At 34.7% G+C, this 14,048-nt stretch carries 16 protein-coding genes and 1 other annotated feature; of the genes, 6 read left to right on the forward strand and 10 right to left on the reverse strand.

Annotated features, from left to right (window positions below; genetic code table 11):
- Nucleotides 1-2: 2 nt before the first annotated feature.
- From MKY29_RS10795 to MKY29_RS10810, 4 genes are read right to left on the reverse strand one after another with little or no spacing between them, the layout of a single operon-like run.
- Complete coding sequence (locus tag MKY29_RS10795; RefSeq protein ID WP_340879754.1) at nt 3-1,298, reverse strand: arsenic transporter; 1,296 nt, start codon at nt 1,296-1,298, stop codon at nt 3-5.
- 24 nt (nt 1,299-1,322) lie between these two features.
- The gene (locus MKY29_RS10800) at nt 1,323-1,523 is read right to left on the reverse strand and encodes a hypothetical protein (RefSeq protein ID WP_241599629.1); all 201 of its coding nucleotides are present in this window, start codon (nt 1,521-1,523) and stop codon (nt 1,323-1,325) included.
- 14 nt (nt 1,524-1,537) lie between these two features.
- Nucleotides 1,538-2,860 carry an NAD(P)-binding domain-containing protein gene (locus MKY29_RS10805; RefSeq protein ID WP_340880848.1) on the reverse strand — a complete coding sequence of 441 codons (1,323 nt, stop codon included), beginning with the start codon at nt 2,858-2,860 and terminating at the stop codon, nt 1,538-1,540.
- Nucleotides 2,861-2,914: 54 nt separating this feature from the next.
- The gene (locus MKY29_RS10810) at nt 2,915-3,361 is read right to left on the reverse strand and encodes a MarR family winged helix-turn-helix transcriptional regulator (protein WP_241599630.1); all 447 of its coding nucleotides are present in this window, start codon (nt 3,359-3,361) and stop codon (nt 2,915-2,917) included.
- Between the two features lie 81 nt (nt 3,362-3,442).
- On the opposite strand from MKY29_RS10810, the gene MKY29_RS10815 reads away from it, so the two are divergent.
- The 4 genes from MKY29_RS10815 (at nt 3,443) to MKY29_RS10830 (ending at nt 7,091) form a co-directional block, all read left to right on the forward strand.
- A complete protein-coding gene (locus MKY29_RS10815; RefSeq protein WP_340879755.1) occupies nt 3,443-3,943 on the forward strand; it encodes a GNAT family N-acetyltransferase in 501 nt (166 codons plus the stop codon).
- Between the two features lie 64 nt (nt 3,944-4,007).
- On the forward strand, nt 4,008-4,910 hold the full coding sequence (locus MKY29_RS10820; RefSeq protein ID WP_340879756.1) for a DoxX-like family protein: 903 nt from the start codon (nt 4,008-4,010) through the stop codon (nt 4,908-4,910).
- 11 nt (nt 4,911-4,921) lie between these two features.
- The gene (locus MKY29_RS10825; RefSeq protein ID WP_340879757.1) at nt 4,922-5,533 is read left to right on the forward strand and encodes a DUF4166 domain-containing protein; all 612 of its coding nucleotides are present in this window, start codon (nt 4,922-4,924) and stop codon (nt 5,531-5,533) included.
- Nucleotides 5,523-7,091, forward strand: coding sequence for a YndJ family protein (locus MKY29_RS10830; protein WP_340879758.1), 1,569 nt, complete (start codon nt 5,523-5,525; stop codon nt 7,089-7,091). Before MKY29_RS10825 ends, MKY29_RS10830 begins: the two co-directional genes overlap by 11 nt.
- 52 nt (nt 7,092-7,143) lie before the next feature.
- Here MKY29_RS10830 and metG read toward each other — a convergent pair whose 3' ends face one another.
- Nucleotides 7,144-8,787, reverse strand: coding sequence for a methionine--tRNA ligase (gene metG, locus MKY29_RS10835; protein ID WP_340879759.1), 1,644 nt, complete (start codon nt 8,785-8,787; stop codon nt 7,144-7,146).
- 55 nt (nt 8,788-8,842) lie between these two features.
- Nucleotides 8,843-9,103: a binding site (T-box leader), on the reverse strand.
- Nucleotides 9,104-9,204: 101 nt separating this feature from the next.
- Here metG and MKY29_RS10840 point away from each other — a divergent pair.
- Nucleotides 9,205-9,348: a hypothetical protein gene (locus tag MKY29_RS10840; protein ID WP_269915672.1), complete on the forward strand. Its 144-nt coding sequence runs from the start codon at nt 9,205-9,207 to the stop codon at nt 9,346-9,348.
- A gap of 319 nt (nt 9,349-9,667) precedes the next feature.
- Here the strand turns inward: MKY29_RS10840 and MKY29_RS10845 are convergent, their stop codons facing one another.
- From MKY29_RS10845 to MKY29_RS10865, 5 genes are all read right to left on the reverse strand, one after another.
- Complete coding sequence (locus MKY29_RS10845; RefSeq protein ID WP_340879760.1) at nt 9,668-10,219, reverse strand: biotin transporter BioY; 552 nt, start codon at nt 10,217-10,219, stop codon at nt 9,668-9,670.
- A 363-nt stretch (nt 10,220-10,582) separates the two neighbouring features.
- Nucleotides 10,583-11,341 (reverse strand): class I SAM-dependent methyltransferase, encoded by a 759-nt coding sequence (locus MKY29_RS10850; protein WP_340879761.1) that lies wholly within the window; start codon nt 11,339-11,341, stop codon nt 10,583-10,585.
- On the reverse strand, nt 11,334-11,519 hold the full coding sequence (locus MKY29_RS10855) for a hypothetical protein (RefSeq protein ID WP_340879762.1): 186 nt from the start codon (nt 11,517-11,519) through the stop codon (nt 11,334-11,336). Before MKY29_RS10855 ends, MKY29_RS10850 begins: the two co-directional genes overlap by 8 nt.
- 87 nt (nt 11,520-11,606) lie before the next feature.
- Nucleotides 11,607-11,834, reverse strand: coding sequence for a hypothetical protein (locus MKY29_RS10860; protein ID WP_340879763.1), 228 nt, complete (start codon nt 11,832-11,834; stop codon nt 11,607-11,609).
- A gap of 116 nt (nt 11,835-11,950) precedes the next feature.
- Nucleotides 11,951-13,021, reverse strand: coding sequence for a citrate/2-methylcitrate synthase (locus tag MKY29_RS10865; RefSeq protein ID WP_241599653.1), 1,071 nt, complete (start codon nt 13,019-13,021; stop codon nt 11,951-11,953).
- A gap of 102 nt (nt 13,022-13,123) precedes the next feature.
- Between MKY29_RS10865 and MKY29_RS10870 the strand changes: the two genes are divergently transcribed.
- The gene (locus MKY29_RS10870; RefSeq protein WP_340879764.1) at nt 13,124-14,005 is read left to right on the forward strand and encodes a LysR family transcriptional regulator; all 882 of its coding nucleotides are present in this window, start codon (nt 13,124-13,126) and stop codon (nt 14,003-14,005) included.
- The last annotated feature ends 43 nt before the right edge of the window (nt 14,006-14,048 follow it).

The following is a 14,048-nucleotide window of genomic DNA, read 5'->3' on the forward strand; positions in this document are numbered from 1 at the left end:
CTTTAAAAAATTAATAACGTTAAGTAAAGTCCAAACAAAGTTATGAACAAAATAGGTAACGTTAAAATTATGCCTGTTTTAAAATATACGCCCCAGGATACTTTCACCCCTTTTTGAGATAGGACATGTAGCCATACTAATGTCGCAAGTGAACCAATTGGCGTAATTTTTGGGCCAAGATCGGAACCAATTACATTTGCATATATAAGTGCTTCTCGTATTACTCCCGAAGTATTCGTTTCAGCAATCGCAAGTGCATCAATCATAACTGTAGGCATATTATTCATAATAGATGATAGAAAGGCTGCAATGAATCCCATGGACATGGTTGCCACAAATAATCCTTGTTCTGACACAAACTGAATTACACCTGCTAACGAATGTGTAAGCCATGCATTCCCTAATCCATATACAACGACATACATACCAATCGAGAAAAACACTATATTCCATGGTGCATTTTTTATTACACTACTAGTATTCACAACATGACTCTTTTTCGCCATTAATATGAAAAATATGGCAACAACTCCTGCTACAATTGAAACAGGCAGATTTATGAATTCACTAGTAAAATAACCAACAAGTAGTATTAATAATACGTACCAGGAAAGATGGAACATTTTTAAATCTTTAATAGCTTCTTTCGGTTCTTTTAATCTGGATAAATCATATGTTTTTGGAATGCTTTTTCTGAAATATATAAATAACACACTAATCGTTGCAATTAACGAGAATAAGTTCGGAATAATCATTTTTGAAGCATATTCCACAAAACCAATTTGGAAAAAGTCTGCCGAAACGATATTAACTAAATTACTAACTACAAATGGTAGCGAAGTCGTATCTGCAATGAATCCGCTTGCCATAATAAATGGAAAGATCATTGCTTCTTTAAAATTCAAATGACGTACCATTGCCAATACAATAGGGGTCAATATTAATGCTGCTCCATCATTTGCAAAAAACGCTGCGACTATTGCCCCTAATATACTTACATAAATGAACATCTTGACTCCATTACTTTTCGCTGCTTTTGCCATATGGAGTGCCGCCCATTCAAACAATCCAATTTCATCTAATATCAATGAAATAAGTATAATTGCAACAAAAGACAACGTTGCATTCCATGTTATTCCTATTACTTCCTGAACATCCTGAATACCAACTACTCCCACTAACAAAGCTACTAAAGCTCCGCCACATGCTGTCCAGCCTATTGATAAATTCTTCGGCTGCCAAATAACAAATGCAAGTGTAATTAGGAATATCAGTGATGCTAATATTGCATCTGTCAATTTATACTCTCCCTTGTTGCTAAACTATTTTTGATTATATATATCTGCTGCCTGTAAAAAGTGATAGTAACTGTACTCTCCAAATGTATCCTTGTTACCCTTAAAAAAATGCTCGAACATATATTCTCTTGCTTCTTCCAGTGAACACGTTTTAGTAGCCATAATTAGTTTTAAATAGGATATAAAATACTCTATTGATAATTTGCCACCATTATTAACAGGCATAATTATTTACTCCTTTAGCATCCTCCACAGCAGGATGAACCTGCTTGAGATGCTTTAATATTCGTGTTGCACACTCCAGTTTCCGGTAAATCCAATTCTACTGCCTTCGATGATGTAAAATCTCCAGATAGATAGGCAACTACCGATCTAACCTGTTCATAACCAGTTGCCATTAAAAATGTAGGAGCACGGCCATAGCTCTTCATCCCGACAATGTAAAAGTTCTTTTCTGGTTGACGCAAAATTTCTTCACCATGAGGACGAACTGTCCCACAACTATGCAAATTGGGATCTATTAAAGTGGAAAGAGCTTCTACACTTTCTGTGCCAGCATCTACACTTAATCTGATTTCTCTCAAGAAAGAAAAATCTGGTCGACTACCTGTATTGGCAATAATCTCATCTACTTCTAGTTCAAAAGGTTTTCCGTTTAATTGACCAATTATTTGAATTCCTGTTGGTGCGTCCTTTAGTTGCTGTATATAGAATGGAGTAATTGGTTTTACTGTTCCATTATCCACTAATTGATGAATTCTACTACCAAGCTCACCTCTTGCTTCTAGTGCATCCTTTTCCTCTCCACCATAAGCATCCTCTACTTTTTTCTTCCTCATAATCCAGTAAAGTTCTTGACTACCTGACTCTGTAAGTTCAAGAATAGTGTTAATAGCAGAATGCCCTCCCCCAATTACTGCAACTCGTTTATCACTGTATTTATCCCTGTTTGTAGCAATATTAGGAATGCCATAATAAATATGCTCTTGTAAGACTTTTTCTTCTAGTGTCCAAACATTATCGGTGTTTATAGGATTAGGATGTGACCAAGTACCAGAGGCGTCTATTACTGCTTTTGCTTCTATACGGCTTGTAGTTCCATCTTGCTCCAAATATATAACAAAAGATGCATTTTCCCGTTCATCGGTCTTCATTTTATCTAATCCCTTTTTACTTACTGCAGTAACAATAGAATTAAATAAAATATGTGGTTGTATTTGAGGTAATTCTGAAAGTGGTTCTAAATATAGTTCAACTAATTCCTTACCATTAGGTAATTCCTCAGCTGGTGGTGCGATCCAATTATTATGTTCTAGGAGCTTACTGGCAATTTTATCAATATTATATTGCCATGGAGAGAATAATCGAACGTGGTCCCAGTGACGAATGTTAGAACCAACTTTTTCTCCCGATTCCACTAGGATAAAAGGTTCGCCTCGATCGGCTAAATGAGCTGCAGCCGCAAGTCCTATTGGCCCTGCACCGATAATTGCGACAGGCAAATGATCTATGTCATTATTAGGTATACAACATAAAGACTTTTCAATAATATTAAAATTCATCATAATAAAGGATTCCCTTCTTTAAATGCTTGTATTTTACAATTAAATTTTATGTTAGCATACCGTATTACAGCAGACACTAGATTTGGACATAGCTTTATTTAATAGTTCTATTGAACGTAAAACTGTGTCACGTTCGAATTCATTCATGTGGGAGAACACTTCTTCCAAATAAGTATTCATCGATTCATCAATTGTAGTGGCAACAAACTTACCTTGTACGGTTAGAGCTAATAAGGATACCCTTTTATCTTGGGCAGAAGCTGATTTTGTGACGAGCTCCATTTTAATGAGGTTTTGAATTTGCCTACTAAAGGTAGTAATATCCATCGCTAATAATTCTGCTACTTGTTGCATAGAGGATTCAGGCTGTTTATCGATTTCATATATAATGTGACTTTGAACAGTTGATATTTCTACTGCACCAATGGAACAGCAGTTTTTATTGAGTAGTCCAAATCTTCTTGTTAAAAGCTGAAATAATTCTCGTTTGTTTTCCATCGAATTCACTCCCTTATTTATTTATATTATAATTACTTGTATAATGCAAGTATAAAATAACTTTTTGAAGGAGCAAACACTATGCTTTTAAAATTCGAGAAAGCTTCTAGTAAAGATTGGGAGCAAATTAAATATATTTATGAATGTGGCATTCAAACAAATAATGCTACTTTCGAAACGGAAGCACCTATAACTTTTGACACGTGGATATCTAACAGTTTCAAAAAATGTAGCAATGTTATTAAAGATGGGGATCTATTATTAGGTTGGTATAAACTTTCTCCTGTTTCTAACAGAATGGTTTATGGTGGGGTCGGCGAGGTTAGTATTTATGTCCATCCGAAAGCAAAAGGAAAGGGCGTGGGACATATGCTTTTAGATCATTTAATAAAAACATCTGAAGAAAATGGATTTTGGACCTTGCAGTCATCTATTTTCCCGGAAAATACTGCTAGTATTCATCTACATTTAAACCATGGTTTTAGAGATGTCGGATATCGTGAACGAATTGGGAAAGTCAATGGAGTATGGAGAGATAATTTACTCTTTGAAAGAAGAAGTAAATTAAACGGAATAAATTGAACTTTAATGATAACGAATAGGCAAAAGATCATACCATTGTGGTATTCTCAGGAAGGGGGCAATAATGAAAAACAAACCAATATATGTTGAAATTCTGATTGAAGATAATGTAGAACGTGTTTGGGAGGCTTCCCAAAATCCCACATTGCATGAGCAATGGGATTTACGTTTTTCTTCTATTACTTACTTGCCGAATGAAGAAAATGAAGTTCAATTATTTGAATATAAAACGAATATAGGATTCGGTATAGCTATAGCAGGTTGGGGAAAAAACGTCGGTACCTTTCATGCAAAGGATAATTCAAGAACATCTTCTCTACATTTTGGAACAGATAATCTTCTATCTCCTATTAAGGAAGGAAAAGGTTACTGGAAGTATGTTCCGGAACAAAATACTACTAAGTTTTTTACACAATTCGATTATGATGTGCAATTTGGCACTTTAGGCAAGCTGATAGATAAAATCGTTTTCAGACCTTTAATGGGTTGGGCCACAGCACTTAGTTTTGATGTATTAAAAAGATGGCTGGAAAAAGGCGATGCCCCATCAGCGCAGTATCTCCGATTTTTTACACATTGGATAATTACACTACTATTCTTTTTCGTTTGGATTTATCAAGGATTGATACCCAAACTAATCATGATGCATCCAGAGGAAGTTGCTTTGACTTTTGCACTCTTACCTCTTAAGCCAAGTCAAGCTCATAATATGGTAGCAATCATTGGTGTCATAGAGATAATTTTTGGTTTGATTTGGATTCTTTATCGAAATAAAAAAAGATTACTAGTATTACAACTTGCAATACTTCCATTATTAACCGTTTCTGCAATAGTTGCCGACTCTTCGGTACTTTCACATCCATTCAATCCGATAACATTTAACTTATCGTTAATCGTCCTAACGATCATTGGCTTGTTTTTAAGTAAGAATATCCCTACAGCTAGAAGATGTAAACGCGTAAGGTAAGGAGCTCAAACATGTCCATTTATAAAGAAATTCTTGGTAAACAATTTTATAAAATGCACCCAATGCTTCAAAAAAGGTATGGGTTTAAAGATGATAAAACCTTTAAAGCAACTGGAGTTATGCATAAAATAACTAGTGGTCCAAAGTGGCTGTATCTATTCAAACTATTTGCTGCACGCAGAAAATTCTTGTTCCCTGAACATGGGAATAATATACCTTTTCATATTATCAATAAACAACAAATTGGATCTAACGGTGAGCAACAGGTTCACTGGGAAAGAAGATTTTATTTCCCAAATATTAACCGGGATTTTAATGCTCTCATGACCTTAGATATTGATAAGCAATTAGTGAAGGACTATCTGGGTGAACCTAGTCTATTTTACTCTGAGTTGACTTTTGAAGTTACAGATCAAGGACATATAAGAATCGAATCACAAAAACAACGCATCTTACTTGGAAAATTTGAATTGCCTATTCCAAAATTGTTTCAAGGAAATGTTTTAGTCAAGGAAAGTTATGTGAAGGAAAATGATAGTTTTTGTATACATGTATGGATTACGAACCCGCTAATTGGTACTTTATTTGAATATAAGGGGGAATTCCGAGCTGATGACCTATAAGATTCTTGCTAGTATACATATAATTTTATTTACTTTTACTGCATTGTTCACTGTGAATCCTTGGTACTTTTTAATGCTGACAATAGCACAACTCTTATTTGTCCCGCTAACTTTGCAACTCATTCTAAAACTAAAAATACGAATGTATTATTTTGTTCTTCCTGCTGTTTTTTCGGTTATTGTACTTCAAATAACAGAAAAAACTAGTTTTGACTTTATCCTTGCTTTCATCTATTTACTGTTTACCTTTGCCGTTGCTATATGCGGATTTATACGTTTTGCTAAAAGAGGATTTACTCATATAGAGGAGTTTTCCATAGATACTGGCCTTATGTATTTATTCTTGGGAGGGATATGGTTTTTTATTTACGAAATAGGGTTTGATACTGGGTTCTCCCCTATGTTAACTTGGCTTACGGCAATCCATTTCCATTATTCCTCTTTTCTATTACCTATTTTTATAGGTTTTGCTGGTAGACTTTATAAACCTAAGAGTTACCCATTCTTTGCTACGATAATTTTAGTATCGCCATTAATAGTTGCAGCAGGGATTACATTCTCCCCTTGGCTTGAGTTAGTATCTGTACTACTATATATTATCGGGATTTATGGTTTTATCGTTCTAGCGTTTAAAATTCCATTTAAAGGGAATGTACAAAAAACGCTGATTTTAATTTCGTTTAGTGCATTAGGAATTACTATTATATTCTCTTTACTATATGCACTTGGAAATGCTTTTGGAGTATTCCATGTCAGTATTGAGTTTATGTTAAAGTTTCACGGATTTTTTAACTGTTTGTTATTTGGATTAGTTGGTATTATCGGTTGGTCTATTTCAACACCTCCTACTCTCTATAAAGAATTGACCTTTCCAATTAGTGTTATACGAGGGAAACTTGTTATTGGTGAACAAATACTAGAGCCAAACAAAGGTAACGAAAGCTACACTGGACTCGTAGATGATATGGGGGTTTATATTAACAGGGATAATGTGAAGCCTAAAATTATAGAATTCTACGAAAATACTAAACAATACCATTTGTTTTCAGAAGTACATTGGTATCCGTGGTTTAAACCAATTGCGGCTGTCTATGGAGTTATTAGTCAAAAAATCCAACAGTTGAATTTACCCTACTCTTCTAAGAAAACGGAAATGACTGGCGACATTATTGCTGTTAACGACGGTCGTATTAGAACTAGGGCATGGCTTCGAAAAATAGAATCTGACGTTATTTTTGTCGCCTTATACTCTTCATATGTAAAGGGCGAGAAAACTTATATGAATATTGCACTGCCACTCCCTTTCACATCCATGATCGGCATACTTGAACTGCATGAGCAAAACAATGGAAACCTACTATTGACAAGTAGCGGAAACGGCAATTCTGATGCTGGAATTTACTTGACGTTTCGCAACATTGTCTTTAAGCTTCCTCTTCAAGAGCAGTTTTTTATAGATGAAGAACTAAATGGGGAGCTTTTTGCTAAACATCGGATGAAAATCTTCTCCATTCCTTTTTTGAGTATTGACTATACTATTGTGAAAAAAGAAAAGTAGAACTTGAGTGGAATTTCATAAAATGCCATGGAATTCCACTCCTTTTACCTGGTTATGTTTGCCAATTTGCACTTTCCATTAGTTTATCTAGTTCATCTTGTATTACACTAATATCTATTCTTTCAAATAAAGGTCTAACCGTTTGCAACTGAATTGGTGCCGGATTAAAAGGCTGCCAAGAGAATTTATCTATTTGTAGATTTGCCTTTACTTCTTCGCTTGAAAAGGGTAGAAATGGTGATAATATTTGCGCTATATTGCCAATAATGTATACACAAGTAGCAATCGTACCTTTACATTCTAATTCCTCTTCTTTTAGTTGAATCCATGGTTTTTGAGCATCAAAATATTTGTTACCATTACGAATATATAGAAATATTTTTTCTAATGCTAATTTAAAATGACCTTTTTCTATTAGCTCTCCTACTTCTTCATATAATCTTTCTGTTTGTATTATTATTGTTTCATTTATATTGTTTACAGGTATATTACCTTCATAAAACTTCTCTACGAATTTAAATGTTCGGTTCACCAGATTTCCATATGCACCAAGCAACTCGGAGTTATGGCTGTAGATGAATTCTCTCCAAGAGAAATCAGTGTCACGATTCTCTGGAGCATTGATCGTTAAAAAGTAACGAATGGAATCAGGATGATATTTTTTTAAAATATCAGGTATCCAAACCGCATAATTTTGACTTGTAGATAGTTTTCTTTTCTCAAGCGTCAAATACTCATTTGAAATAATATGTGTAGGTAATGCCTGGTTATTTATCCCTAATAAGATTGCTGGCCAAATTAGTGTATGAAATGGGATATTATCTTTTCCATGCACATAGTATGAGATCGTCTCTTCTGACCAATATGCTATATCTTCTTTTTTAGAATTCTTTGCCCACTCTTTACTTGCTGAATAATATCCTGCTACTGCTTCTATCCAAACATAAACTTTCTTTTCCTCATAACCTTTTACAGGAATACTAACTCCATTTGGCAAATCTCTAGAGGCTGCTCGATCTAACAGTCCTTCCTTTAAATACCGCTCCGTTAATTGAATTGCATTATCTCTCCATAACTCAATAATCTTAGCTTCGTGAACATATTTCTCTAATTGTTTTTGAAAAGCACTTAACTCAAAATAAAAATGCTCCGTTTTACGGGTTGTCGGTTCACTTCCACAAAGCTTACACTTTCGGTCGATTAAATCTAATGGATCTAATATCTTGGAACAATTATCACATTGATCTCCACGAGCACTGCTACCACAATTTGGACATTTCCCTTCTACATATCTATCTGGTAAAAATTGTTTGTCTATCTCACAATAGGTCTGTTCTATTTCTTTTTTATAAATAAACCCACTATCTAATAGCTTTAAAAATAGTTCCTTTACGACTTGGTGATGATTCTCACTGTCTGTTCGCGTATAGAGGTCATAAGAAAACCCTAGACGACGGAATGAATCTTCAAACTCATCGTGGTATCTATCGGCTACCTCCCTTACCGGAATCCCTTCCTTATTAGCTCTTATAGAAATAGGTGTTCCATTACAGTCACTTCCCGAAACATATAGTACATCCTCTCCCTTTAGTCTAAAATACCTTGCCAGTATATCCCCTGGCAATAATGCTGCAATATGTCCTAAATGCAAAGAGCCATTTGCATAAGGCCAAGCCCCTCCAATAAAAATACTCATTTCCTATTCCTCCTTATTAATAAACAAAAAACCTCGTCCTTACCGGAAAATTTCCGATAAGGACGAGGTTATTATACTCGTGGTACCACCTTAATTTTCAAACAACTCACATCGTTTGACTTTATAAGTACATGGCAATTAGCCTTTATACTTTGACAGGGATAACAAGTGCCAAACCTTGTCGTATCCTACTAGTCACATAACGTTCAGTACGAAGCTCAGAGATCATGTTCAAATGACTAGTTTGCCTCGTTCCCACCAGCAGAAGCTCTCTTTATAACATCATCACTTTACTTTTCCTCTTCATCGCTACTATTTTATATTTGTTAAGATAATTATACATAAAATTCTGAACTTCACAAGAAGTTTAATTTATTTATGTTAAAATAGTAAATAGTGAAGGAGTTGTGATATATCATGAAAAGTTTTATTGATGATTTTGCTGGTGCTATACATGATATTTTGTATTATGTATCTTACTTTATAGCAGGGCTGATCATTGTCGGTGTACCTCTTTATCTTATAGCACTTTTATTTAAATGGATTTCTACTACCTTCTAATAACTTCCATCTAAATACATAAATCATTCATTATTAAAATTTGTCAACAAGTGAAAGATTATGAGCAAAGTATAATTTATCTGTCTTTTTCCCAATCAATGAATCGAACAAATCCAAAATCATTCCCTGACTCACTGCCCATTCTACAGAAAACTAATTACTTGTATATGAATTCAGGTGGCAAGTGGACAGCAAGCTATCTATTCCACTTGCTACCTCCTCTTTCCGACATAAAAAAGGTCCACTACAAATGTTTTCAAAGTTACCCGTCATCATTTAAAACTACCCTGGAAGTTATTTAAACAAAAAACATTTTGTTTTATGTATTAGCTACGATTAAACGTGCTGTTTCTAATCGACGACGAACGACAACTCCAAACCATGCAGCTAGTACTGCTTTTATTACACCTACGATAATAAATGGAGCAACGCCACCCATAAATGCTGCAGTCCACGTCAAATCAGCTATTATTTTTAACCAAACCGTCCCGAATACCAATGTAACAACCATACCAATTAAATTAGCTATAATAGCATGTGAAATTGTGACACCAAATTTTCTCATATAAAGTCCCATAAGTAATGCAGATGGCAAGAAACCAACAATATAGCCACCTGTTGGTCCAACTACAATTCCTAATCCTCCTGACATCCCACTAAATACTGGCATTCCTACCGCTCCGATTAATATATATACCATCACCGATAATACACCTAATCTCATACCTAAAATGGTAACTACTAAACCGATTGCAAAAGTTTGCCCTGTAATTGGTACAAGTGGCAGAGGAATCGTCACCTGCGCGAGTATTGCTATAATAGCAGCCCCAATTGCCGCTAATAAGTATTGATAAATATTACTTTTTTCCAAAATATAAAACCTCCCCCGATGTGTTAACCTAATTTATTTTTTAAGGTTAACACAAAGATAAAACATTTTACTGATACTGTCAATAAACTTTTTTGAAAAGTTGAATCAAATAGTAAAGGTATAATATAGAAAACCTAACTATATCGTCCTATAAAAAAGAGTGAGGAATAATCCTCACTCTTAAATCAGCACTGCGTTTAGAAACATTAGGTATTTTAAATACTCATCTTGACCGTTTAATTTACCAAGACTATGAGTGTCTTCCTAAACACTTTTAGACATAAATGATCCTTATTATACTTTACCTAACATATATCACGCTTATTAGTAAATAATCCACGTCGGATAGTGCTTAGTGCAATTTTATCTTTTTTTACAAACATAAATCATCTCATCACTATCTTTACTTAATAATGATTTATTCCAATCTTCATAGACATGTAAAATATCTAGTCCGTTTTCAAATAGTAACCGTTCCATTTCTTTAGGATATGTGTATCTTAAACTAATGTTCGTTCTTCTTTCCTTTACAACATTACCTTTATCCATATATTTTCTGATTGTTGTATAATGCTGTATTTGTTCTAAAGGATTATAATTACTAATCGTATATACTTTTACTTCTTTATTCTCAATTGTATCTATATATGTTTTCCAATACTCTTCTGTATTTGGTTGGAGCAATTCTTCCGCCGTTGGAAACCTAATCCCAAATACCAAAATTCCATCTGTTGCTAGATAGCTATGTATAGACCTTAAAACAAGATTTTGTTGTTTATTTGTATGAAAATGTTGAAAGGAGTTCCCAACCATAAACATTAACGGGCTTTTTTCTTCTAGTTGAAGCACTGTGCAATCTTGAACTAACCATTTAATTTGTATTTTTAAATTTTCCGCTTTCCTCTTCGCATGTTCAAGCATACCTCTATGTAAATCTACCCCTATCAATTCAAAGCCCTTTTTAGCTAAAGGGATCGTCATTCTACCGGTCCCACATGCCAGATCTATAATTGGACCTCCCTGTTTGATAGCCCATTCTGTAAGTAAATTAAGTTCACTAGTATAGGCATCGTTTTCAATATCGTAGGAAATTGGATCATTATATTCTTCAAAATTATTCACTTTTATCTGCTCCTTCTTGAGATAGCCATTGCGCTATTTTCGCTTCAAAATTTTCTTCCCTCCAAGCAATAATGGTGGCTTGTTCACCATGCTTCTCCATATATTCAAGGACAAACCGATTACCTAGAAAGTAAGCTAATCTACTATAACCATGTGTCTTTCCTCCGTATCCTTGCAATGTCGATTAAAATACTTCTAGAAAATCACAGAAAAATTCTTAAATTTAACCAACACTTTTCACTGACGTTTAGTAATTCATCACAGTTTACTTGTCTTCTAAATGTTTATTAAAAGCAGTTCCAAAAAAAGATATACCAATTATAACCAAAATAATACTTATAATTATCGGAAAATACCCTATCACATCTATAGCATCAGAAAATCTGCCATATCCCCCTTCTCTAGTTGTATATATAGCAGCTGCAATCCATGTCATCCCAAATAACATGATTCCTGAAAGAATTGCAGTTGCTCCCATTATTATAAATTTCATATACATTCCCCTTTCATTTACATCTCACTATATATATATTCGCCTTGACGTATCGATTTCCTTTTCAATGCAAAAAAGATACCGTTTCTTGTTACTGAAACGGTATCTTATAAGAATTATTTTATTTGCCCTACGTATATAGACTGTGGACGGAAAATTGTATTGTCTTCCAACTGTTCAATTGCATGGGCTGTCCAACCAACCATTCTAGCGACACTGAAGGTCGGAGTAAACAATTCCGACGGCATGTTAATTGAGCGCATAATAGCTGCCGCATAATACTCTACATTCGTATATAACTTCCTACCCGGTTTATACTCCGCTAATAACTCGATGATTTCTTTTTCTGCGATTGTTGCAATATCTAGCCATGCATCTTTTCCTTGAAGCTCTAAACATTTCTCTCGCAGTATAATTGAACGAGGATCCTCTGTCTTGTAAATTCGATGACCAAAGCCCATTATCTTTTCTCCGGTTTCTATTTTATTTTTAACAATCGTACGGATTTGTGTAGGATCTTCGAATTCATTTAACATAGAAATAACACCTGATGGAGCCCCTCCATGTAGGGGTCCTTTCATTGTTCCAATTGCTGAAGTAATCGCTGCTGTTAAATCTGACTCGGTTGAAATCGTTACACGTGCAGCAAAGGTCGATGCATTCAGACCGTGCTCCATTGTAAGTTTCAAGTACGTTTCTAGCGCTTCTACTTGTACATCACTAGGAATTACTCCAGTTAGCATCCACAAATAATTTGCTGTGTAGGAAAGGTCCTTATTCGATTCTATAATAGGAAGTCCTTGCTGATTTCGATAATGTCTAGCCACAATCATCGGAAGTGCAGCTGTTAATATGACTGCCTGCTCTTCTATTAATTTTTCTTTAAATGCTGATTGTGAGTATGCAGAAATAGCCGTTCTCATAGCATCCATTAAAGATATTTCGGTTGGAAGTGCATCAATAATCGCTATTATATGTGCAGGCAATTCTCGACAATGATTCAATTCGAGCTCTTTTTCAGTGCCACTTTCCCCAGTCCATAAAAAGCCAGCCAATTGTTCAAATGTACTAGATGCAACTAGCTCATCTACTAGTATCCCTCTATATCTTAGTTCCCCAACTTCCCCATCCACTGAAGCAATTTTTGTATGAACTGCTACAACATCTTTTAATCCCTTTTGGAACATATATACCACTCCTTTTCTTTAGTATAAGAGAAGAACTTGATAAAAAAAATTAAATATATATAATCATATTAATTACTATTATTAATTAAAGGTGATGACTATATGGAATATCAATGGCTGAAAACGTTTTGTATTGCTGCAGAGACACTTAACTTTCGAAAGGCTTCTGAAAAATTGTTGATGTCTCAACCAAGTGTCACCGTTCATATACGATTACTAGAGGAACATTTGGGATCCACTCTTTTTGATAGGCAAAATAATCGAGTAACCTTGTCGGAAGCAGGAAGATACTTTCTACCCGAAGCACAAAAGCTTGTGAACAGTACAGAAAGCACTATTCACAAAATGCATGCTTTTAAACAAGGATATCGTCGAACGTGGACAATTGCGATTTCACCACTTATGGCTGAAACGATTCTTCCATATTTTTTACGTTCGTTTATGAAGCTACAACCTGACTTGGAAATTACTATTCGAGTGGAGGAATCCTATCTTATCGAAGGTCTAGTAGATTCAGGAGTAGTAAATATCGGCATCTCGGCACTTGACGCACAAACAAAAGGCATAGAATCCATTACTATTTATGAGGAACCAATTTTATTCGTTATGCCGGTAGACATTTTCGATGAAGAAAGCGGTCCTCCCATTGATATTAAGGGAGTTTTGCAGAACAATTATTTGTTTACCCATCATCATCCTGTTTTTTGGGATGATCTTCTTGTGAAACTACATAAGAAGATCAGTGGAATTAGAACAATGAAAGTAACACAGGCCCATATTGCCAAACGTTTTGTACAAGATGATCTAGGAGTATCCTTTTTGCCACACTCAATCGTTCGCCGTGAGCTATTGGAGGGCAAAATAATGCAGCCCCATTTCGATTTATTCGATTTACCTACTGTTTCCACTTTCATCATCTTGAAAAAGAAAGGAGATTTAGAAAAATTATTTATTGAACAAATATCCAAGTTTTATTTTGGCTGATTCTTAACCAATATTTCGTCAAACCAACCAAAAATCAGCCCCA

It is taken from the genome of Psychrobacillus sp. FSL K6-2365 (assembly GCF_038003165.1).
GTDB lineage: Bacteria > Bacillota > Bacilli > Bacillales_A > Planococcaceae > Psychrobacillus > Psychrobacillus psychrodurans.

Coding starts and splice junctions, on each gene's coding strand:
- MKY29_RS10800 (WP_241599629.1), bottom strand. CDS start 1,523: ATGCCTGTTAATAATGGTGGCAAATTATCAATAGAGTATTTTATATCC.
- MKY29_RS10805 (WP_340880848.1), bottom strand. CDS start 2,860: ATGAATTTTAATATTATTGAAAAGTCTTTATGTTGTATACCTAATAAT.
- MKY29_RS10810 (WP_241599630.1), bottom strand. CDS start 3,361: ATGGAAAACAAACGAGAATTATTTCAGCTTTTAACAAGAAGATTTGGA.
- MKY29_RS10815 (WP_340879755.1), top strand. CDS start 3,443: ATGCTTTTAAAATTCGAGAAAGCTTCTAGTAAAGATTGGGAGCAAATT.
- MKY29_RS10820 (WP_340879756.1), top strand. CDS start 4,008: ATGAAAAACAAACCAATATATGTTGAAATTCTGATTGAAGATAATGTA.
- MKY29_RS10825 (WP_340879757.1), top strand. CDS start 4,922: ATGTCCATTTATAAAGAAATTCTTGGTAAACAATTTTATAAAATGCAC.
- MKY29_RS10830 (WP_340879758.1), top strand. CDS start 5,523: ATGACCTATAAGATTCTTGCTAGTATACATATAATTTTATTTACTTTT.
- metG (WP_340879759.1), bottom strand. CDS start 8,787: ATGAGTATTTTTATTGGAGGGGCTTGGCCTTATGCAAATGGCTCTTTG.
- MKY29_RS10840 (WP_269915672.1), top strand. CDS start 9,205: ATGAAAAGTTTTATTGATGATTTTGCTGGTGCTATACATGATATTTTG.
- MKY29_RS10860 (WP_340879763.1), bottom strand. CDS start 11,834: ATGAAATTTATAATAATGGGAGCAACTGCAATTCTTTCAGGAATCATG.
- MKY29_RS10865 (WP_241599653.1), bottom strand. CDS start 13,021: ATGTTCCAAAAGGGATTAAAAGATGTTGTAGCAGTTCATACAAAAATT.
- MKY29_RS10870 (WP_340879764.1), top strand. CDS start 13,124: ATGGAATATCAATGGCTGAAAACGTTTTGTATTGCTGCAGAGACACTT.